Origin of the sequence: Pseudoalteromonas sp. Ld20, from assembly GCF_045064175.1 — a bacterium.
Lineage (GTDB): Bacteria > Pseudomonadota > Gammaproteobacteria > Enterobacterales > Alteromonadaceae > Pseudoalteromonas > Pseudoalteromonas neustonica.
Map to the genome: position 1 here is coordinate 206,770 of NZ_JBISHB010000033.1, position 21,974 is coordinate 228,743.

At 40.3% G+C, this 21,974-nt stretch carries 22 protein-coding genes; 20 read left to right on the forward strand and 2 right to left on the reverse strand.

What is annotated here, in order from left to right:
- The first annotated feature begins 1 nt into the window (after nt 1).
- The 18 genes from fliP to ACJJVX_RS09630 all read left to right on the forward strand — a co-directional run bounded on the left by fliP (nt 2) and on the right by ACJJVX_RS09630 (nt 17,133).
- Nucleotides 2–742 (forward strand): flagellar type III secretion system pore protein FliP, encoded by a 741-nt coding sequence (gene fliP / locus ACJJVX_RS09545; RefSeq protein ID WP_054203305.1) that lies wholly within the window; start codon nt 2–4, stop codon nt 740–742.
- Nucleotides 743–786: 44 nt separating this feature from the next.
- Nucleotides 787–1,056 (forward strand): flagellar biosynthetic protein FliQ, encoded by a 270-nt coding sequence (locus tag ACJJVX_RS09550; RefSeq protein WP_054203304.1) that lies wholly within the window; start codon nt 787–789, stop codon nt 1,054–1,056.
- Between the two features lies 1 nt (nt 1,057).
- Nucleotides 1,058–1,837, forward strand: a complete 780-nt coding sequence (fliR, locus tag ACJJVX_RS09555; protein WP_054203303.1) for a flagellar biosynthetic protein FliR — start codon at nt 1,058–1,060, stop codon at nt 1,835–1,837.
- 9 nt (nt 1,838–1,846) lie between these two features.
- Entirely contained in the window at nt 1,847–2,977 is a 1,131-nt protein-coding gene (gene flhB, locus ACJJVX_RS09560) for a flagellar biosynthesis protein FlhB (RefSeq protein ID WP_054203302.1), read from the forward strand.
- Nucleotides 2,978–3,070: 93 nt separating this feature from the next.
- Nucleotides 3,071–5,179 (forward strand): flagellar biosynthesis protein FlhA, encoded by a 2,109-nt coding sequence (gene flhA / locus ACJJVX_RS09565; protein WP_064435374.1) that lies wholly within the window; start codon nt 3,071–3,073, stop codon nt 5,177–5,179.
- Between the two features lie 23 nt (nt 5,180–5,202).
- Nucleotides 5,203–6,681, forward strand: coding sequence for a flagellar biosynthesis protein FlhF (gene flhF, locus ACJJVX_RS09570; protein ID WP_054203300.1), 1,479 nt, complete (start codon nt 5,203–5,205; stop codon nt 6,679–6,681).
- The gene (locus tag ACJJVX_RS09575) at nt 6,674–7,534 is read left to right on the forward strand and encodes a MinD/ParA family protein (protein ID WP_054203299.1); all 861 of its coding nucleotides are present in this window, start codon (nt 6,674–6,676) and stop codon (nt 7,532–7,534) included. The genes flhF and ACJJVX_RS09575 overlap by 8 nt, the downstream gene beginning before the upstream one ends.
- Nucleotides 7,535–7,560: 26 nt before the next feature.
- On the forward strand, nt 7,561–8,271 hold the full coding sequence (locus ACJJVX_RS09580) for an RNA polymerase sigma factor FliA (RefSeq protein ID WP_054203478.1): 711 nt from the start codon (nt 7,561–7,563) through the stop codon (nt 8,269–8,271).
- Nucleotides 8,272–8,311: 40 nt separating this feature from the next.
- Nucleotides 8,312–8,695, forward strand: coding sequence for a chemotaxis response regulator CheY (gene cheY, locus ACJJVX_RS09585; RefSeq protein ID WP_054203298.1), 384 nt, complete (start codon nt 8,312–8,314; stop codon nt 8,693–8,695).
- A gap of 17 nt (nt 8,696–8,712) precedes the next feature.
- Nucleotides 8,713–9,477, forward strand: a complete 765-nt coding sequence (locus ACJJVX_RS09590) for a protein phosphatase CheZ (RefSeq protein ID WP_054203297.1) — start codon at nt 8,713–8,715, stop codon at nt 9,475–9,477.
- A gap of 14 nt (nt 9,478–9,491) precedes the next feature.
- Complete coding sequence (locus ACJJVX_RS09595; protein ID WP_054203296.1) at nt 9,492–11,675, forward strand: chemotaxis protein CheA; 2,184 nt, start codon at nt 9,492–9,494, stop codon at nt 11,673–11,675.
- Between the two features lie 66 nt (nt 11,676–11,741).
- Nucleotides 11,742–12,896 carry a chemotaxis response regulator protein-glutamate methylesterase gene (locus tag ACJJVX_RS09600; protein ID WP_054203295.1) on the forward strand — a complete coding sequence of 385 codons (1,155 nt, stop codon included), beginning with the start codon at nt 11,742–11,744 and terminating at the stop codon, nt 12,894–12,896.
- Nucleotides 12,889–13,653, forward strand: coding sequence for a flagellar motor protein (locus ACJJVX_RS09605; protein WP_405631215.1), 765 nt, complete (start codon nt 12,889–12,891; stop codon nt 13,651–13,653). The genes ACJJVX_RS09600 and ACJJVX_RS09605 overlap by 8 nt, the downstream gene beginning before the upstream one ends.
- 5 nt (nt 13,654–13,658) lie before the next feature.
- Nucleotides 13,659–14,618 carry a flagellar motor protein MotB gene (locus ACJJVX_RS09610; RefSeq protein ID WP_405631217.1) on the forward strand — a complete coding sequence of 320 codons (960 nt, stop codon included), beginning with the start codon at nt 13,659–13,661 and terminating at the stop codon, nt 14,616–14,618.
- Between the two features lie 8 nt (nt 14,619–14,626).
- Nucleotides 14,627–15,397 (forward strand): ParA family protein, encoded by a 771-nt coding sequence (locus tag ACJJVX_RS09615; RefSeq protein WP_054203292.1) that lies wholly within the window; start codon nt 14,627–14,629, stop codon nt 15,395–15,397.
- A 3-nt stretch (nt 15,398–15,400) separates the two neighbouring features.
- The gene (locus tag ACJJVX_RS09620) at nt 15,401–16,195 is read left to right on the forward strand and encodes a chemotaxis protein CheW (RefSeq protein WP_054203291.1); all 795 of its coding nucleotides are present in this window, start codon (nt 15,401–15,403) and stop codon (nt 16,193–16,195) included.
- A 19-nt stretch (nt 16,196–16,214) separates the two neighbouring features.
- Nucleotides 16,215–16,712: a chemotaxis protein CheW gene (locus ACJJVX_RS09625; RefSeq protein WP_054453890.1), complete on the forward strand. Its 498-nt coding sequence runs from the start codon at nt 16,215–16,217 to the stop codon at nt 16,710–16,712.
- An 85-nt stretch (nt 16,713–16,797) separates the two neighbouring features.
- The gene (locus ACJJVX_RS09630; protein WP_405631221.1) at nt 16,798–17,133 is read left to right on the forward strand and encodes a DUF2802 domain-containing protein; all 336 of its coding nucleotides are present in this window, start codon (nt 16,798–16,800) and stop codon (nt 17,131–17,133) included.
- Nucleotides 17,134–17,398: 265 nt separating this feature from the next.
- Here the strand turns inward: ACJJVX_RS09630 and ACJJVX_RS09635 are convergent, their stop codons facing one another.
- Nucleotides 17,399–17,707, reverse strand: a complete 309-nt coding sequence (locus ACJJVX_RS09635; RefSeq protein WP_054203288.1) for an EscU/YscU/HrcU family type III secretion system export apparatus switch protein — start codon at nt 17,705–17,707, stop codon at nt 17,399–17,401.
- Nucleotides 17,708–17,722: 15 nt separating this feature from the next.
- Nucleotides 17,723–20,563: a flagellar hook-length control protein FliK gene (locus ACJJVX_RS09640; RefSeq protein ID WP_405631224.1), complete on the reverse strand. Its 2,841-nt coding sequence runs from the start codon at nt 20,561–20,563 to the stop codon at nt 17,723–17,725.
- A 103-nt stretch (nt 20,564–20,666) separates the two neighbouring features.
- Here ACJJVX_RS09640 and ccmA point away from each other — a divergent pair, with 103 nt between their 5' ends.
- Both ccmA and ccmB read left to right on the forward strand, forming a co-directional pair.
- A complete protein-coding gene (gene ccmA / locus ACJJVX_RS09645) occupies nt 20,667–21,287 on the forward strand; it encodes a cytochrome c biogenesis heme-transporting ATPase CcmA (protein WP_082355638.1) in 621 nt (206 codons plus the stop codon).
- Nucleotides 21,287–21,973, forward strand: coding sequence for a heme exporter protein CcmB (gene ccmB / locus ACJJVX_RS09650; protein WP_054453895.1), 687 nt, complete (start codon nt 21,287–21,289; stop codon nt 21,971–21,973). The genes ccmA and ccmB overlap by 1 nt, the downstream gene beginning before the upstream one ends.
- Nucleotide 21,974: the final 1 nt, after the last annotated feature.

Here is a 21,974-nt window from a genome sequence, read left to right on the forward strand (position 1 = left end):
TATGACTAAGTGGCTGCTTATTCTTCTTACCCTTGTTTTTGTGCCCTCTGTAAGTGCCGAAGGGATTGAAGCCCTGAACATCACTACCAATGCTGATGGTTCACAAGAATACTCTGTGACTTTGCAAGTACTTGCGATAATGACCGCCATGAGTTTTATTCCAGCGGCAATTATTATGATGACTTCATTTACTCGTATTATTGTTGTATTAGCTATTTTGCGTCAAGCAATTGGGTTGCAGCAAACGCCTTCAAACCAAATACTTTTAGGTATGTCACTATTTTTAAGTATTTTTATCATGGCGCCGGTTTATCAAAAGGTGAACGAGCAAGCGATTGAGCCTTATCTCAATGAGCAAGTAACATCCGTACAAGCCCTTGAGCTTGCAAAAGAACCAATGAAAGCATTTATGCTGTCACAAGTGCGTATTAAAGATATTGAAACGTTTGCAAAAATAGCCGGTTACGATAAATTAGATTCACCCGAAGATACACCATTAATAGTACTTATCCCCGCATTTGTCACCAGTGAATTACAGACTGCATTTATCATCGGTTTCATGTTCTTCATTCCTTTTTTGATTGTTGATTTAGTGGTTGCATCAGTATTAATGGCCATGGGTATGATGATGTTATCGCCAATGATTGTATCCATGCCATTTAAGATAATGTTGTTTGTACTTGTTGATGGCTGGAGTTTAGTGATGGGGACATTGGCAAAAAGTTTTGGTCTTGGCGAATGACAATGTTTATTAATAGAAGCGCTTTTAAATATTAAGAGGCTAGTATGGAACCAGAAGTATTTGTTGATATTTTAAGTGGCGCTTTGTTTCTTGTTATTAAATTAGTTTCGGCAATCGTTGTACCTGGTCTGATAATAGGTTTAGTCGTTGCCGTGTTTCAAGCTGCAACGTCAATTAATGAGCAAACATTAAGTTTTTTACCACGTTTATTAATTACGATTAGCGCCCTGATCGTCGGTGGGCATTGGTTAACGCAAGAGTTAATGGATTTTTTTACACGCATGGTGCTGATAATTCCTGAAATTGCAGGTTAATATGGAATTTCCTTTTTCAGTAATAATTCAATGGCTCAGCGATTTTTTACTCCCACTAGTACGCATTAGCTCAATGATCATGGTAATGGCGGGTATTGGTGCAAAAAATGTCCCTACACGTATAAAAATGGGTCTTGCTGTAGTCACTACTTTTCTTGTTGTCCCAGTACTGCCCCCCGCTAGTTTCAATAATTTATTTTCATTTGAAATGGTTCTTGTGGTGATCCAACAAATGTTGATTGGGGTTGCAATTGGGTTTGCTTCGCTGCTTATGCTAAATACCTTTGTAATAGCAGGTCAAATATTGGCAATGCAAACAGGCCTTGGTTTTGCGTCGGTAGTTGATCCCTCAAACGGTATGAGTGTGCCAGCAGTAGGGCAATTTTATTTAATCTTAGCCACCTTACTCTTTTTTGTTTTTAATGGTCATTTAATGATGATTCAAATGGTGGTACATAGTTTTCAAGTATTACCAATAGATGGTACGTGGTGGGCGGTTGATCATTATTGGGATATTGTTACTTGGGGGGGCTGGATGTTTACCACTGCATTAGTTCTTTCACTTGCACCTTTAACTGCAATGCTTGTTATAAGCCTGTCATTTGGCGTGATGACCCGAGCAGCCCCGCAGTTAAATATTTTCTCAATTGGTTTTCCGTTTACATTGGTGGCCGGTTTAGTCATTATTTGGGCTACCCTTGGTAACTTTATGACTCAATTTGAATTTCAATGGTTAAAAATGGTTGAGCTAATGTGTACTTTAGTTGGTTGTTCCCCATAGGAGGCAGTGATGGCTGAAGATTCAGGTCAAGAAAAAACAGAAGAACCCACGGGTAAAAAAATTGATGAATCGAAAAAGAAAGGCCAAGTAGCCCGTTCAAAAGAGTTGGGTACCATGTTCGTTCTGATTTTTTCTGCAATCTCCTTATTAATGTACGGCCCTGATATAGGTAAAGGTCTGTATAATATTATGGGCCGAATGCTTAGTTTAAATCGCAGTGAAACATACGATACAACAAAGATGTTCTCTGTTTGGGCTGAAGTTGCCGATGCACTTGTTTTTCCAATGGCGATGTTTGTTTTTATTATTGTTTTAGCGGGTATTATTGGTAATACACTGTTAGGCGGCTTCAATTTTAGCTGGGAAGCTGCGGCACCCAAAGCGAGTAAAATGTCCCCAGCTAAAGGTATTAAACGCATGCTTGGGCCGCAAGCAGGCGTTGAATTGATTAAATCTATTTTAAAATTTACAGTGGTCGCCGGTTTTGCTGTTTTTTTGATTAATACCTTTTTTGATGAAATTCTACATCTGAGTATTGAGGGGGCGCCCGGGAACATTCTTCATTCTTTAGAAATTTTAGCGTGGATGTTTTTAGGACTCACATGCACCATGGCAATTATTGCAGCAATAGACGCTCCTTATCAAAGTCATACTCATCATAAACAACTTAAAATGACTTTACAGGAAGTAAAAGATGAATATAAAAACTCCGAAGGTGATCCGCAAATAAAAGCGCGGATTAGGCAAACTCAAAGACAAATGTCTCAACGTAGAATGATGCAAGATGTGCCCGATGCTGACGTTGTTGTTACTAACCCAACACATTACTCTGTTGCATTAAAGTACGACACAGAGCGTGCAGGTGCACCAATCGTGCTTGCTAAAGGTGTGGATGAGATGGCTATGCAAATTAGAAAAGTAGCATTAGGTAATGAAGTGCCAATTGTAGAATCCCCAATGCTTACGCGTGCGTTATATCATACCGCTGAGGTGGGCGATCAAATACCGGATCAATTATTTACGGCTGTAGCGCAAGTGCTCGCATTTGTCTTTCAGCTTAAGCGCTTTCAAAAAGGCCGTGGTAAACGCCCGACAAAACTTAATAAAAACCTCCCCATCCCCGATGCCTACAAGCATTGATTTTTAGTTATTAACCTATTTTAATAAATAATTAATAACTGGAATAGTTATTGCAAATTCCGTGTAGTGTCAATTTTTTGAAATTGTAGAGTTATGGAATTTAAAGCTGTATTACAACAACTTAATAGAGATAAAAAAGAGTATTTAAAAGGTGTAGGTACCCCTTTACTGGTACTTGCTGCGCTGGGAATGGTGATTTTACCGTTACCGCCATTTTTACTCGATATTCTTTTTTCGTTTAATATAGCTTTAGCACTAGTTGTGTTATTGGTGACAGTTTACACCATGAAGCCAGTAGAATTTGGCATGTTTCCAGCTGTACTTCTTATTGCAACCATCATGCGTTTAGCGCTCAATGTTGCCAGCACTCGAGTTGTACTTTTAGAAGGCCATAATGGAGGCGATGCTGCAGGTAAAGTTATTGAAGCCTTTGGCTCCGTAGTAATTGGCGGAAATTACGCAGTTGGTCTAGTGGTGTTTTTAATTCTGATCATCATCAACTTTGTAGTAATCACTAAGGGTGCGGGCCGTATCTCAGAAGTATCTGCACGCTTTACCCTTGATGCAATGCCAGGTAAGCAAATGGCAATTGATGCTGATTTGAACGCAGGCTTTATAAGCGCTGAGCAAGCACGTGACCGTCGTGAAGAGGTTACTCGCGAGGCTGATTTCTATGGTTCTATGGATGGTGCCAGTAAGTTTGTAAAAGGCGATGCCATAGCCGGTATCGTTATTTTGATTATCAATATTGTAGGTGGTTTATTTGTTGGAATGATCCAACATGACTTAAGTTTTAGTAATGCAATGGAAGTATACACTTTGCTTACTATTGGTGACGGCCTAGTTGCTCAATTACCTTCATTACTCCTTTCAATTGGTACGGCCATTGTAGTAACCCGTCAAAATGAATCGCTCAATATGGGTGATCAATTTAAGAAACAACTTGGCAATGAAAAGTCACTATTTATCGCCTCAGGCATTTTGATTGTAATGGGCTTAGTGCCAGGCATGCCACACTTTGCATTTTTAAGCCTTGGTGCACTACTGGGGTATTTAGCATATTACACTCAACAAAGTAAGATCAAAGCCGCAGCGGAAAAAGAAGCTGAAACAGCGAATGGTGGTGCATCAGGAACAGGTGTTGCAAATAAAAAAGAGCAAAAAGAACTTAGCTGGGATGATGTTCAGCAAGTCGATGTAATTGGTTTGGAAGTGGGCTATCGTTTAATTCCGCTCGTTGATCAATCACAAGGTGGTGAGCTACTAAATCGAATTAAAGGTGTACGTAAAAAGCTTTCTCAAGAGTTAGGGTTTTTGGTACCGCCAGTACACATTCGCGATAACTTAGAATTAGATCCAAACGCATACAGAATTACTCTGATGGGTGTTTCAAGTGGTGAGGGGGAGCTTAAACATGGTGACGAGTTAGCGATTAACCCGGGACAAGTGTTTGGAGCGATTAAAGGGATTGCTACGAAAGACCCTGCTTTTGGTTTAGATGCAGTTTGGATTAAACCCGATCAAAAAGATGAAGCGCAATCATTAGGTTACACCGTTGTAGATGCTGCCACTGTCGTCGCGACCCATATTAGTCAACTACTTACAAATAGTGCAGCTTTACTACTTGGCCATGAAGAAGTACAAAATTTACTTGATATGCTAGCTAAGAGTCACCCTCGTTTAGTTGAAGGTTTAGTCCCAGATGTATTACCGTTGACAACAATCGTTAAAGTTTTACAAAATTTATTAAATGAAGGTGTCGCAATACGCGATATGCGTTCAATAGTACAAACCCTAGTAGAGTATGGCCCACGTAGCCAAGACCCTGATGTATTAACGGCTGCAGTGCGAATTTCACTGCGTAGATTAATTGTTCAGGACGCTGTTGGTATGTCATCAGAAATCCCTGTCATAACCTTGGCGCCTGAGTTGGAACAGATGTTGCATCAGTCACTACAGAATGCAGGCGACGAAGGTGCCGGAATTGAACCAGGACTTGCAGAGCGACTTCAGCAATCATTAAATGAAGCGCATCAAAATCAAGAAATGGCAGGTGAACCTTCGATATTGCTAACGTCAGGAATGTTACGCACTGTGTTATCTCGTTTTGTTAAGTACACCATACCAGGGTTACGGGTGATGTCTTATCAAGAGGTACCAGACGAAAGACAGATCAAGATTGTCAGCTCAGTAGGCCAATAATCGGATTTTAAAGGGGTTGAATTATGAAAATTAAACGTTTTTTTGCTAAAGATATGCGCACGGCACTTAAAGAAGTAAAAGATGAACTAGGTGTTGATGCGGTTATTATGTCAAATAAAAAACTTGCGAACGGTGTTGAAATCGTTGCCGCTGTTGATTATGACAAAGCAGCCCCAAAAGCGCCTGAAGCAAAACCAGCTATTGCGCAGGCACAAACAAATTCAAACTTTGTAAAGCCAGCACCACAGCGCTCTCAGCCTGAACCACAAGCAAAAGTTGCAGATAGCTTGCAAGCATTGTTAGAGCGTCAAACACCACGTCCACGCTCACCTGAACTTGCATCAATGTTTAGTCAATCTGGATTTGATACAGGCAGCCAATACCAAGAACAAAAACACAGTGCTCGTCAACACAGTGAAGTAAAGCCTAAACAAGATTTTTATCATCGAGATACCGCGCCAGTGTCACGCCCACAAACTCAAGCTCATAGCTTAGGTTTTGATGACGACTTAGACCGTGATTTTGATGATCTAGATACCTCAATGCCTACTAAAGAGGTTGCAAAAACAGATGAGATAACAGCAATGCGTGATGAAATGGCCGCAATGCGTCAGTTGTTAGAGCATCAAGTATCAGGTTTAATGCAGCAGGATATGGCTCGTCGTGACCCAACAAGAGCATGCATGATAGATCGCTTGATAGGTATGGGGATTGATAGTGAAGTTGCAGACCAAATGGCATGCTTTATTCCTGACGATGTATCACGTCAACAAGCATGGCAAGCCTTATTGCAAATGATTGAAAATCAGATGCATACAACTAATAATGAAATATTACGTCAAGGTGGTGTATTTGCATTAGTAGGTCCAACAGGGGTTGGTAAGACGACGACAGTTGCAAAACTTGCTGCGTTGGGTGCACAAAAGTATGGTGCTGATAAAGTGGCACTGATCACAACTGATACATACCGTATTGGTGCATATGAGCAACTAGCTACATACGGACGTATTATCGGCTGTGGTGTTAAGCAAGTTAAAGATGCTAATGAATTAGCTGAAGTTTTATACCATTTACGAAATAAGCGTCTAGTATTAATAGATACGGCGGGAATGAGTCAGCGTGATTTACGTTTAACAGAGCAATTAAACACCTTAATGCGCAATCAAAGAGTTGATATTCGCAATTACTTGGTGCTTAGTGCAACAGCGCAAATTAACGTTTTACAAGAAACCGTAAGACACTTTAAAAAAGTACAATTAAGTGGCTGTATTTTCACCAAATTAGATGAATCACTAAGTTTAGGTGAGATAATTAGTATAGCGATTCAAAATCGCCTCCCAATAGGGTATCTTACTAATGGTCAGCGAGTTCCTGAGGACATCCGGGTGGCTAATGCAGAGAAATTAGTAAAAAAAGCTGAACAATTGTATTTAAAAAGAACAAAAGCACAACATTCGCGACGTCAAGCAGTAGCGTCAAGCACAGTAGGGATGTATGATTAACACAGTATTAGATCAAGCAAGTGGCCTGCGTAAAATGAGTCAAAACAATAATAACGGCGTTAAGGTTATCGCTGTCACTGGTGGTAAGGGAGGCGTTGGTAAAACAAACGTTTCACTTAATACTGCGATTGCTTTGGGTCAACTCGGAAACAGAGTATTAGTATTGGATGCCGATTTAGGCCTAGCAAACTGTGATGTGATGTTAGGATTACGTGTTGAGCGTAACTTGTCTCACGTATTGTCGGGTGAATGTGAGCTCGATGAAATTTTAGTTGAAGGCCCCGCAGGGATAAAAATAGTTCCCGCTACCTCCGGCTCGCAGAGTATGGTTGAATTATCGCCATCAGAGCATGCCGGTCTTATTCGTGCCTTTAGTGAGCTAAATACCGAATTTGATATATTAATTGTTGATACTGCAGCCGGTATTTCAGATATGGTGCTCAGTTTTTCGCGCGCCGCACAAGATGTGATGGTTGTCGTATGTGACGAGCCCACTTCAATTACTGATGCCTATGCGCTTATTAAAATATTAAGTCGTGAACACGGCGTATACAAGTTCAAAATAGTCGCTAATATGGTACGCAGTATACGTGAAGGTCATGAGTTATTTGCAAAGTTATCTAAAGTCACAGATCGTTTTTTAGATGTGTCGATGGAACTAGTTGCAACGGTGCCTTATGATGAAAATATGCGAAAGTCTACGCGCCGTCAAAAAGTAATCGTAGAGCTGTTTCCTAGCTCACCAGCTGCAATTGCATTTAAAACACTCGCGACAAAAGCAGTAAAATGGCCTATACCTAATCAACCATCTGGCCATTTAGAATTTTTCATAGAAAAATTAGTAAACGGCTAATTATGACGGCATCGGTGAATAAAGCGATGGGATATCAATCTACACAGAACTTAAATGTGATTGTTGAGCGCCATGCTTCATTAGTCAAAAAAGTGGCGTGCCATTTAATTGCTCGTTTACCACCAAGTGTACAGTTGGATGATTTAATTCAATCAGGAATGATTGGTTTAATTGAAGCCTCGAAAAACTTTGACGCCACTAAAGGCGCCAGTTTTGAAACATTTGCAGGTATTCGTATTCGTGGTGCTATGCTTGATGAAATGAGGCGTGGTGATTGGGCTCCAAGATCGGTGCATCGCAATAGTCGTATGGTTGCAGAAGCGATATCAGAGTTAGAAAGTGGACTTAATCGTGAACCAAAAGATATTGAAGTTGCTGAAAAACTTGATATTACGCTAGATGAGTACCATCATATTCTTAATGATGTGAATTCTAGTAAAATACTAGGCATTGAAGACCTTGGTGTTGATGAAGATGTAATTACACCAGTTGGACATGATTTAGCACTAGATAAGCCTTTTAATAATGTTAAAAATGATAAGTTTAATCAATCATTGCTAGAGGCAATAAAGTCTTTACCAGAACGAGATGGTTTAGTGCTATCGCTTTACTACAATGATGAAATGAATTTAAAAGAAATTGGGCACATACTCGATGTAAGTGAATCGCGTGTGAGTCAGATACATGGTCAGGCGATGATTAAGCTTAAAGCAAAAATCAATGACTGGATAAACTAGTAGTAAGTAAATATAGGTTCAGACCTCACCGGAGGATGTTTTGGATAAAAACATGAAAATTCTTGTTGTTGATGACTTTTCGACGATGAGACGTATTATCAAAAATCTGTTAAGGGATTTAGGTTTTACTAATGTGCAAGAAGCTGATGATGGCTCAACAGCTTTGCCGATGCTGCAAAATCAAGAGTTTGATTTTGTTGTGACAGACTGGAATATGCCTGGAATGCAAGGTATTGATTTGCTAAGAGCAATCAGAGCGGATGATACGCTTAAGCATATTCCAGTGTTAATGGTAACCGCAGAAGCTAAAAAAGAACAAATTGTAGCTGCTGCACAAGCCGGCGTTAACGGCTACATCGTTAAACCATTTACTGCAGCAACACTAAAAACCAAATTGGAAAAAGTGTTTGAGCGTTTAGGTTAAATAAAGAGGAGAGGCTTATGTCAGCACCTGCTGCGCCTCAGATCAGTTTAGAGCAAGCCCGTCAGCTTGTGGTTTACTTAGAAAACGGTGAACAAGACAAAGCTGATCAACTAATTCTAGATGCGGCGTCAAAAGAGCAGTCAGAACTTTTTGCAGAAGTTGGTAAGTTAACTCGCCAACTTCATGATGCGCTGAAAAATTTTGAACTCGATACACGTCTAGCTGATTTAACCACCGAAGCCTTACCGGATGCTAAACAGCGGCTCAATTATGTTATGGAAATGACAGAAAGTGCTGCTAATAAAACGATGGATGCGGTAGAGGCTAGTTTACCTATAGCTCAGCAACTAGCAGATGAAATTTCACATATCAAACCCACATGGGATCGTTTGATGAACCGTGAAATTGAATTGGGCGAGTTTAAAACGCTCTGCCATAGCTTAGATAAGTTTATGAATAACTCGCATTCTAAGACTGATGAATTACAAGGTCTAATGACCAATGTATTGATGGCACAAGATTATCAAGATTTAACTGGGCAAGTAATTCGCCGTGTTATTGAACTTGTAAGAGAAGTTGAAGATAGCTTAATCCATTTGCTTACTGCATTTGGTACCCATGATGATGGCGACACTAAAGTACAACAACAAGCCATTGAAACACCGCCTGCTGAAGATACACTTGCAGGTCCTGAAGGGCCAATAATTGATAAAGAATCACGTGATGATGTTGTCTCAGGACAAGATGAAGTTGATGATTTGTTATCAAGCTTGGGTTTCTAAGAGGAGAAGACTGCATGAGCTTTGAAGTCGATGAAGATATTTTACAAGATTTTCTAGTTGAAGCTGGAGAAATTCTTGAGCTTTTATCAGAACAGCTAGTAGAACTTGAAAATAACCCTGATGATACCGAGTTGCTCAATGCAATTTTCCGTGGATTTCATACGGTTAAAGGCGGCGCCGGTTTTTTAAGCATGACCGAGTTAGTTGATGCTTGTCATGGTGCAGAGAATGTTTTTGATTTGTTACGCCAGGGTGTTCGAAAAGTAAATTCTGAGCTGATGGATGTTATCCTACAAGCATTAGATACTATAAATGAGATGTTCGCTACAATTCAAAGTAGAGAAAAGCCGACCCCTGCTGATCCTGAATTATTAGCGATAATGCATAGATTGGGGCAACCGCCCACAGCTGATGAAGAAAGCGCCATCGAAGTTACAGAAGCACCAGCTGAAGTAAATGATGAGTCAGCTTCAGGTGACGATCCATTTGCATTTGATTTGTTATTTGATGGACAAGTAGATAGCCCGCAAGCCGATACACAAATTGATGATATATCGGAAGATGAATTTGAAAATTTGCTTGATGAACTTCATGGCAAAGGACAAAGTCCGATAATATCAAGTACGACGGCAAGTAGTGCTAATAGTAGTGATATAACCGATGACGAGTTTGATAATTTATTGGATGAATTACATGGTGTAGGTAGTTTTGGTGCTGTTAGTAATGATATTCCGGTCAGCAAACCTGAAGCACCAAAAGACCCAATAGCACCGGTAAATAAACCCGTGGTAAGTCAAACCGATGATGAAATCAGTGATGATGAATTTGAAGCATTACTTGATGAATTACATGGTAAAGGCAGTGCTCCAAAAGCGACAGAAGAAGCACCTATTGCAGCGGCTACTCCAAAAGTAGCACCCGCAGCACCTAAAGCTGCTGCTCCTGCGCCAGTTTCTAAGCCAGCACCAGTGAGTCAGCCTGCAAAAGTTGCTGATAAACCAGCTGCGGTAGCTAAAAAACCAGCACCAACGCAAGCAGAAACAACAGTTCGTGTTGATACTAAGCGCCTTGACCAAATAATGAATATGGTCGGTGAATTAGTATTGGTTCGTAATCGTTTAGTAAGCTTAGCAACAAATACTGATAGCGAAACTATGGGTAAAGCTATCTCTAATCTCGATGTCGTTACGGCTGATTTACAAGGTGCCGTAATGAAAACCCGAATGCAGCCGATTAAGAAAGTGTTTGGTCGTTTCCCACGAGTTGTAAGAGATTTAGCGCGTAGTTTGAAAAAAGATATAAACTTATTACTTGTTGGTGAAGAAACTGACCTAGATAAAAATCTAGTTGAAGCTTTAGCTGACCCATTAGTGCATTTAGTACGTAACTCTGTTGACCACGGGATTGAAATGCCAGACGTGCGTGAAGCAAGTGGTAAATCTCGAACAGGTACAGTCACACTTTCAGCTTCTCAAGAAGGCGATCATATTTTACTGACCATCAAAGATGATGGCGCAGGAATGGATGCAGAGAAACTTAAAAAGATCGCGATTAATAAAGGCGTGTTAGATCATGATCAAGCGAGTCGATTATCTGATACTGAAGCCTATAACTTAATTTTTGCACCAGGCTTTTCTACCAAAGAAGAGATTTCAGATATATCAGGGCGTGGTGTTGGAATGGATGTGGTGAAAACCAAAATCACGCAGCTTAATGGCTCCGTTAATATCCAATCGGAATTAGGTGTTGGCACTATACTTGAAATCAAAGTGCCGTTAACTTTAGCGATTCTACCCACATTAATGGTGGTAGTTGGTGAGCAAACATTTGCTTTACCTTTGGCCGGTGTAAATGAAATATTTCATTTGGATTTAACTAAAACGAATGTGGTTGATGGTCAGTTGACTATTATCGTTCGTAAGAAAGCGATACCGCTGTTTTATTTAGAGCATTGGTTGGTCAAAGGGGCTGATAGATCATTACGAAAAGCACAAGGCCATGTGGTTATTGTGCAAATCGGAACTCAGCAAGTTGGTTTTGTGGTGGATTCTTTAATAGGCCAAGAAGAAGTAGTAATCAAGCCATTGGATGCTTTATTGCAAGGGACACCTGGTATGGCTGGGGCAACAATTACCTCAGACGGTGGTATCGCCTTGATTTTAGATGTTCCTAATCTATTGAAGCATTACGCAGGATAACCATATATTTATCTTAATACGGGAGTCTAAATTACTCCCGTTGATAAACTTAACAAGAGAATACCAATGGCAGTTAAAGTATTAGTTGTTGATGATTCTAGTTTTTTTCGTCGCCGTGTGAGTGAAATACTAGAGCAAGATAAGGATATTGAAGTTATTGGTTTTGCGGTTAATGGCCGTGAAGCAGTAGAAAAGACCAGTCAGTTACGTCCAGATGTAATCACCATGGATATCGAAATGCCTGTGCTTGATGGTATTAGTGCTGTGAAAGAAATCATGGCTGCAAACCCTACACCTATTTTAATGTTTTCTTCATTAACCCGTGATGGTGCAACAGCAACATTAGATGCGCTTGATGCTGGAGCTTTGGATTTTTTACCGAAAAAATTTGAAGATATCGCTCGTAATAATGAAGACGCAGTTAAGTTATTACAAAATAAAGTAAAAGAAATTAGCCGCAGGCGCCTATCACGTATTAGTAGGCCAACAGCTCAAACACGACCAACAGCACCTACAACACCAACAAGGGTCGGTGGAGTTTCAGCGCGATCGTTAACAACTCCTCAGCCTGATCGTACTTTTAGCAGTAGACCTGCCAGTCCTTCTGTAGCGTCATCTAATAGTTTACGTGCATCAGGAAAAAAATACCAAATTGTCGCGATAGGAACATCAACGGGTGGACCCGTTGCATTGCAAGCAATTTTAACAAAGTTACCAGCCAATTTCCCTCATCCTATTTTACTGATACAGCATATGCCTGCAGCGTTTACACCTGCTTTTGCGGCTCGTTTAAATGGGTTGTGTCAAATTAAAGTAAAAGAAGCACAACAAGGTGACAGACTGTTACCTGGTGTCGCCTACCTCGCGCCAGGAGGTCAGCAAATGCTGATTGAGGGGCGTGGTGGCAGTCGAACATTAAAGGTATTTGAAGACGATAGTGCTAGGATCACTTATAAGCCAAGCGTAGATGTAACCTTTGCAAGTACTGCAAAAGCTTACCAAGGTGATGTATTAGCAGTTGTGTTGACTGGTATGGGAGCTGATGGCCGCGACGGTGCTAGAATGCTTAAACAAGCAGGGGCAACTATTTGGGCACAAGACGAAAAAACAAGTGTTGTTTATGGTATGCCACAAGCCGTTGCGAATGCAGGTCTATCATCTGCAAGTCTTGCGCTCGATGAAGTAGCAGGGCGAATCGTTCGAGAGATAGGTTGTGGATAAGTTATCTTTTTTTGGTTTAGCAATCGCGTTAGGCGCGATTGCTTTTGGTTATGTACTAGAGGGAGGCGTTGTTAGTGCCTTATTCAATGGTCCTGCTTTAGTTATAGTGCTCGGTGGTACATTAGGTGCTGTGATGTTGCAATCTCCAGCAAGTACTTTCATTAAAGCCTTAAAAATTAGCCATTGGGTTTTTTTCCCGCCAAAACGCGATATAGATAGTGCGATTGAGCAAGTAAAAGCATGGTCTCATAAAGCTCGTCAGGAGGGGTATTTAGCTCTTGAGGATGCAGCTCTTACCCACCCGGACCCCTATGCGGCGAAAGGCCTCAGTTTGCTCATTGATGGTGCAAGCGAGAATAAGCTTCGTGATGCACTTGAAATCGATTTATTACTAGAGCGAGATCGTCTACTTGAATCAAGTCGAGTTTATGAGGCTTTAGGGGGCTACAGTCCCACGATAGGTATTCTGGGGGCAGTGCTTGGCCTGATTCAGGCAATGTCATTTCTTACCGAACCGGAAAAACTTGGCGCAGGTGTCGCTACGGCATTTATTGCAACTATTTACGGTGTCGGTTTGGCAAATCTTTTATTTTTACCTATGGCGAATAAGCTAAAATATCAAGTTGAACAAAAAATGCTTTTACATGAACTATTAGCTGAAGGCATCATTGCAATGAGCCAAGGTGACAGCCCAGCAAATATTGAATTAAAGCTAGAAGCATATCGCGTTGAGCGCCCTAACTTGATGCAAGAGTAATATTTATGATCCGCCGTCGTCTTCGTTCTTCAGCAGCAAGCAATCAGCACACTGAGCGTTGGCTTGTATCTTATGCTGACTACATGACAATTATGTTTGCGTTTTTTGTTGTTATGTATGCAATAGCAATCAATAAAGATGAAAGCTTTCAAATACTATCAGATTCATTGGAGCAGGTGTTTGATCAATCAGCTCGCCAACATAGTCAAGAAGGTAAAGGTGTTACAGGCACAGGATTATTGACTGACCGCGTTACGCCAGAAAATGACTTGTTGTTTGGTGAAAGCATACAAAAACAAGAAGCTGGGCCTGAATTACTCGATGGGCAAAGTGAGACTAGTAACATTAAACAAAAACATTTAGGCAAACCCTTAGATAGTTTGTTAACTAAATTGCAATCAGCACTGATTGATGAAATTCGTGATGGTGAAGCAAGTTTAGAATTACATCAAGATTGGTTAATTATTGAGTTAAGTTCAGGCATGCTATTTTCTAGCGGGAGTGCTGTCGCACATAGTCGTGCGAAAACGGTGATCGGTGTCGTTAAAGATATAATAGCGCCCGTTGATAATTATATAAGAGTGCGCGGCTATACGGATAATGAGACTATACAGAACGAAATTTACCGTTCTAATTGGGAGCTATCAGTATCTCGTGCAACTTCTATTTTAGTCGAGTTAGAAGTCCTAGGTATAAACCCTGCCAGAATGGCAATTGAGGGTTACGGTCAATATTCGCCATTTGCTGATAATGATACAGAACAAGGCCGCGCTGAAAATCGTAAAGTGGTTGTTGCCTTATCTAAATATGGATTACCGCCAAAAATACTGAAAGTAGAAGGTGGCCCAGCAATCGAAGAGCCCGAACTTGAATCAATTGAGTTGCCATCGGACGATAACACTATTAAAGTGATCCAATTACCACATGGTGGAATACGAATTACAACGCGCAACGAAAAAAAATAAGGTGTGATGTGAAAATTTGGACGGTGGCAAATCAAAAAGGCGGAGTGGGTAAAACAACCACTGCTGTCAGTCTTGCTGGTATTTTAGCGCTGCAGGGAAAGCGAGTATTATTGATTGATACTGATCCTCATGCATCATTAACTTATTATTTTGGAATTGACTCTGAAGATTTAGAAGTCAGTGTTTACGATATTTTTGCACGGGGTAACTCGATGCAAAGTGAAGAAATTTTACAAGCTTTATGTCCGTCTAATATAGATAATTTAGATATCCTGCCGGCCACCATGGCAATTGCGACGCTCGATCGCAGTATGGGTAATAGAACAGGTATGGGGTTGATATTAAAAAAAGCCTTAGCAAAAATTAGTGATCATTATGATTACGCTATTTTAGATTGTCCACCAGTACTTGGTGTTCTTATGGTGAATGCTTTGGCTGCAAGTGAGCGTATTTTAGTTCCGGTACAAACGGAGTTTTTAGCATTAAAAGGGCTGGATAGAATGATGCGAACTATGGAGTTAATGCAAAGCTCGCAATCAAAGCAGTATCAATATACCATTATCCCTACAATGTATGATAAGAGAACTAATGCTTCTCTTGAAGCATACAAAACACTGCAACAAACATATCAAGAAAAAGTGTGGCCTGGAGTAATACCAGTAGATACTAAATTTCGTGATGCGAGTCTTGCTCAACAGGTGCCCATTCAGTATTGTCCACGATCTCGTGGTGTATACGCCTATCGTGCATTACTCGATTATTTGATTGAACAAGGTTAATTAATGAGCAAGCAGTTATTTGCTAATGAAAAAGTTATGACCCAATATTTGGGGGCTTTACTGTGCGAGGACGAAGATTCAACTGATTTACAGCCTGTAGCTAAATTGCTTGAGCAAGTTACTTCAACTCAAAAGAATACAGATTTACCAGCAAAGGCATCGCAACAACCAATTATAATGTTGGATGCGCTTGAAGATGTGAAGCCTCATGAAGAAGAAATTACTGAACAATTAAACCCCGTCCTTGAGAAACCACAGATCCAAGCTAAGATCAAAGGTATAGCAAATACTGAGCCGAAACTTAGTACAACGCAGCCGAAAACCCCTATTCAACGTCAAGAGGATTATTTTGATGGTGAATTTCAAGCGTTGTTCTTTGAAGTGGCGGGTTTAACGCTTGCCGTACCGTTAAAAGCGCTAGGTGGTATACATCAGTTAAGCGAAGTGAATCAATTGTTTGGGAAACCAAAATGGTTTAAAGGAGTCATGTTAAACCGTGAGGAAAACCTAAATGTTGTGGATACTGCTCGATGGGTAATGCCTGAAAAGTATACACAAGAATTAGAAGATAAGCTAAATTACCAATACCTGATCACGTTAGGTGATAGCCAGTGGGGGTTGTTAGCTGAAAAGTTAGTTAATAATATTACACTGCGTAGTGAAGATGTTAAGTGGCGGACAAAAAATGGCAAGCGCCCTTGGCTTGCCGGTGTTATTAAAGAAAAAATGTGTGCCTTAATTGATGTTGAAAATTTAAATCAATTACTGGAGCAAGGCTTAGATAGCCGTGAGCAGTAACGATATTCGGAGTAATAGCATGAGCGAAAAAAGAGTATTATCAAGCAGTAGAAATGCCGATAGCAATGATGAAGTATTGCAGTGGGTAACATTCAAACTTGAATCAGAGACCTACGGTGTCAATGTAATGCAGGTGCAAGAAATTTTGCGTTACACTGAAATAGCCCCAGTCCCTGGTGCGCCAAGTTACGTGTTGGGGATCATTAACTTACGCGGTAACGTAGTGACAGTTATTGATACTCGCTCACGCTTTGGTTTGATGTCAGCGGAAACTACTGATAACTCACGTGTTTTGATTATTGAAGCGGAAGAGCAGGTTATTGGTATTCTTGCTGATAGCGTTGCAGAAGTTGTTTACCTTCGAAGTTCAGAAATAGACAGCGCACCAAATATAGGCACTGAAGAAAGTGCTAAATTTATTCAAGGTGTAAGCAACCGTGATGGTGAGTTACTCATTCTAGTTGATTTAAATAAATTACTAAATGATGAAGAGTGGGATGAGTTAAGCGATATTTAACGCTTACAGATAAACTATGTTGTTACTCTCTTTAGTTTGTGGCGCACTAATTTTGATATTAGTGTGCTTTATTGTTTTATATGTCATGAATAGAAAAATATCTCAGATTGAATTTCTACATCAAAAAAAATTGAGCGATGTACTACAGCAAACCAATATTTTGCGAAGTGAAGTTGCAGAAATGCGAACTGGTATGCTTAGTATCGGTAAGCGCTTGGTGACTGTAGAGCAGCGTAATCAAGAGCTTGCACAGCAACAAGATGCGCAAAAATACGATGACCCTGATGCGAAAATTTATTCACGCGCAGTGAAAATGGTTGAACTTGGTGCAGATATAGAAGAGATCATTCGAGAATGCGAATTGCCGCGTGCTGAAGCTGAGTTACTCATGTCGTTACATCAACAGAAGGGCGCTAGTTAGCGCCTTTTATTTATATAAGTTTAAGGACAGCAGATACTTTAATGAGTGAACTTTCAATCTTAATCACGGAATGAGACTTGTGGGCTAAGTAATAATTGAGCTACAAGAAGCCAATATCTCTTAAGTAAAATGTTCAAGCAGTGCGTGTTTGGTAGTTATACCGTGTTATCACCTTTTTATATGAAGTAATCACACTACATAGATTTTGCTATATTTAAATAGCAAGCATGCGACAGAAAATTCAATCAGCAATGAATAAAGGGTTTTAAGCTTTTATATTTAATTTGCCGTGGAAGTCTTGCCAGCCTGGCGGAAACTTACCTCTTAAAACATATGAAAATGCGATAAGCTCTGCAATAACGTAATAAAGCTCTTTTGGAATTTCTTCACCAAGCTCTAAATGAGACAGTGTTTTTGCCAGCGCTTCGTCTTTATGTATTAAAATACCTTTTTCTTGGGCTGCTTTAATTATTTCATCTGCAAGCTCCCCAAAACCTTTACTGCTAACGGTAGGTGCTCGGCCTGCTTCATAGAGTAAGCCTATTGCCGACTTTTGTTTTGGCTCTTCATTCATAACTACACCTCATAACTACACTTTAATATTAATAATGGCGTGGGATTGGTAAAATGCTTGATGCTGTGGCGCACCTTGGCTAAGGTTAAGCTCTCCCACTTGTAAACCATGCGCTGTGAGCTTGTGCCGAAGACTCTCTATATGCGGATGCGCCATAGCCGTTATTTCTTGGCTAGATGCGAGTAACTTACAGTCTAATGCTTTATCCATTAACTCCGCAGTAATTTGTAATTGACCTAATGTGGCATAGTCAAAATTTAAACGTACAAACCAGACACTCTTGGCCTCTAACTTATCTTTACTGGGTTTTTTATATTGGCCAAGTGATATTTCTGTTTGTGCTGCTTCTGGTGGCAGCCGCATAGGCAGTAAAAATTGCACCAGTGGGTTGGTGTCTGGCTGTTGGTTTATTGGAGTTGTCGTTACTTGGTTTAGTGCTGTTTTTATTTGACTCAAGTCGGCCGCTAAAACTTGGCTATTTGCTTGCAGCAGCTGCTCTTGTAATTTTTGGCTATTAACCGCTTTGAAGTTTGGTACAAGCACCTGCAATAATGCATCAACAGAGTTTTGGCCGTTAAACGTCAATGCGCTGATCGTATTTAAAGCCGGTGCGGCTAAAATACTAACAGTTAAGTGCTCAATGGCTTGGCTAAAACTCGTGTGTAGTGCACTTGCGGGGAGGCTTTGTGGTTGAATTATACTTAGGATTTCCCGTTGAATGGTCAAGGGTTGATGTGATTGGCTATCAATCATACGGCTAAAGGCCTGATTAACAAGGCGGTTAAGATCAACATTATCACTAAATTTCGGTTGTGCTAACTGCTCTATTTTTGCTGAGAGTATTTGACGAGACAGTAAATTTTTTTCACTGTGTGATATATGCGATAGTGTATAAGGAGGTGTTTTTTCTATCGGTATATTTAATAAAGGGGCTAGTAGTTTTGCCTCAATGGGTAGGCTTAATTGACTTGCTATTGGCGATACTGCTAGTGGTGCTTTTAGCGTCGGTATTGAGGGGTTATGCATTTGTGGTGTTGTTTTGATGTTAGCAGTAAGACTTTGCTTCATTGAGTCTATTGAGCTGTGTATAGGAGCATGAGCAGGTTTAAGCGTTACTTTATTTGATTCTACTACTTCAACGTTTTTGACTGTGCCGTAATGCGAACTCGTTTGTGTCGATTTATTTTTATTATCGTCGATGGGGAGGGGTTTCTGAACGAGTTCATTAATAGGTGTTTTTATTTTACTCTTATCTCGAGATTGTGCTGAATTAGTTATCAGAGGTTCATTCATAGGCACACTTTTCGGTATTCGAACAGTCGCGTCATCCTTTATAGAAGACGGTATGGAAGGCTCCTTAAGCACAGGAGTCTGAATTTTTTCGGTCGGTGTAATCTGCGATCCCTTGCCCGTATTAGCTTGCCCCATTTTTGTTTGTGAGTTAGAGGTTGTTTGCGTTAAAAATAGCCCCGTCTCAGCTATTTGCCGGTTACTGGTTGAAGAGGTTGGCATCTGGGTATTTACAGTCTTTAATGAGTCTAATTTATTTAGTGGTAATTCAGTGGCAGCATGTTGAGTGTTTGCTACCGCTGGCTGTATTGGTGTTGTTAACGTATTCAGCGCAGCTTTAACTTGTTGGAAAAATTGCACTAAGGGAGGCGATGAATGAAAATGTTTAGGTAGCGAAGACCCTTTACTGATATCAGCTTGTAGTGGGTCTAGATTATTATTAGCAAGGGCTGTTAAGTTAATTCTGCGCAATGACTCAGGTAATAGGGTTGCCAATTCCATTTTTTTGATTGTATGCGATGATGCAGGTTGACTCATTTCGTCTTTGTTAAAAAAGGGGCTTGGCTTAGTAAACGGCTTATTTTCAAAGTATTGCACAGCATCTTTAATACGTGTTTTTAAATCAGCGAAACTATGTTGCAACCATGAGCTAATAGGGCTATTGCTGGAAAGTGAAGGGCTTGAGGTAACCGTATTTGCTTGCGAAAGTGCAGTTGTCTTTGCTAAATGCTGAGCACTGAGTAATGAATTAAATGTATGAGTAAGAGAATTTTTTAAAACAAGATCAACACTGGGTACATGCGTTTTAATCTGTAGTTGTTCATTCACTGCTGCAAGAGTGACTTTTTGCATCGTATTGCTGAGTTGATGTACATGCTCAGTTTTTACTGGAATGTTAAATGCATTTTTTTGTTGTGGGATAGTTAATTGTACGCTTTTATTTACCGTTTTTAATTGTGCTAGAGGAACAAGACTCGCAAGCCATGTTGCTAGTTTTCCTTGGCTAATAGGTTGCTGATGGAGGTTGTCGGCAAAGCGATTAATTACGGTTAACCTAAAGTTTTTATCTTGGACATTAATGAGCGCTTGTAAAGGTTGCTCTGCCTGTAATAACTGAGCGACTTCTTTATTAAGCGGTAAGCTGGCGTGCAATTGGCTAATAAGTAATTTTGCAATTGGCGCAGTAATCACATTAACCGGGAACGGTTTATTGTCTAACTGACTGCCAGTGTTTATGAAATTTAATAAACTTTGTAGCTGCTTATGTTGTGTTAAAGGGATATTTAGTTGCGTTGGTAAAATGGTGAGTTGTTTACCATCAGCACTTAATTGTACTTGCGCACTGGAAATCTTTTGCGCCTGCTCAGGAGATTGAGTGGTTGCTAAGCGTAACGTTTGCCAGTGTTTATCAACAAGTATATCTATCTGTACAGAGCCTTTAGCAAACACGATATTTTTCGCGCTGAGTGTTTGTTCACCTGAGATGATTGTTTGCTGCGTAGCACCGACTGCAGGCTGGTTAACAGTCAGTGAGTTAGCTAAAGATATCTGTGTAGGTTTATTCATTATTTTAAATCAAATTATCATTAATCGGTTTCATCGGATTATTCGTATTACCCTATCATTATGGTAGACTAACACCTAATTTTGGGGATAGAGAATCGTCATCTTGTTACACATTAAGTCCGTCACCTGCATCAAGCAAGAGCGCTGTTTGTTTGAGGATCTTAATTTCAGTTTGAAATCGGGACAAATTATGCAGTTAGCTGGCCCTAACGGGGCAGGTAAAACATCATTATTGCGAATTATCGCGGGTTTTTCAGTCCCCGATGAAGGGGATGTTTTATGGCAAGGTAAGTCGATAATTAAGAACTATGACGAATTTGCGCGTGAGCTTTTATTTATTGGCCATAAAACGGGCGTTAACAGTCAGTTGACCGCATTGGAAAATGTACAGTTTTGGTTACAGATACAAGGCTATAACGATACCCAAGACCTTTATGCGTTACTTGCCAAAATTGGTTTAGTTGGCCTTGAAGATGTCCCCGTTCGAATGTTGTCTGCAGGACAACAGCGACGTGTTGCCTTACTTAGATTATGGTTAAATAGCGCAAAGTTATGGGTTTTAGATGAACCATTTACTGCGCTAGATAAAGCTGGTGTTGCCTTTTTACAGCAACGCTTTATAACCCACCTAGAGCAGGGGGGGGCTATTTTACTAACTACCCACCAAGATTTAACAACCCACTTTAATGATTTACAAACGGTCACGTTGGAGTATAGACACTGATGATACGCCAGCATTCTTATTGGCAGCTATTTAGTGCTGTTTGTAAAAAAGATTTACAGTTAGCCTTTCGCCAACGCGCAGAAATTGTTAATCCATTATTATTCTTTTTAATAGTTATTACGTTATTTCCGTTAGCAATTGGTCCTGAGCCAGGACTTCTAGCACGTATAGCTCCTGGTATTATTTGGGTTGCTGCGCTGTTATCTACTATGTTGGGGTTGGATAAATTATTTCGTGATGATTATCACGATGGCAGTCTTGAGCAGTTAATAGCATCATCTTACCCGCTACCGCTTACGGTGTTAGCAAAAGTGGTTGCTCATTGGATTATTACAGGACTGCCGTTGGTACTAATGACACCTTTATTTGCGCTATTACTGAATTTAGACACGAATGCGTTAATCGCAACAGTGCTCACTTTATTGTTGGGCACACCATTATTAAGTTTTATTGGCGCTATTGGCGCGGGTTTAACTGTCGGATTACAAAAGGGAGGGATTTTAATGAGTTTGCTCGTACTGCCTTTGTATATTCCGGTTTTGATTTTTGCAACGTCTGCTATTGATACCAGTACAATGTCACTGGATTATAGTGGGCAGCTTGCCATCCTTGGTGCGATGTTAGTCGTTGCTATATTAAGCGCACCAATTGCCATATCGTCAGCATTAAAAGTGAGTGTAAGTTAAT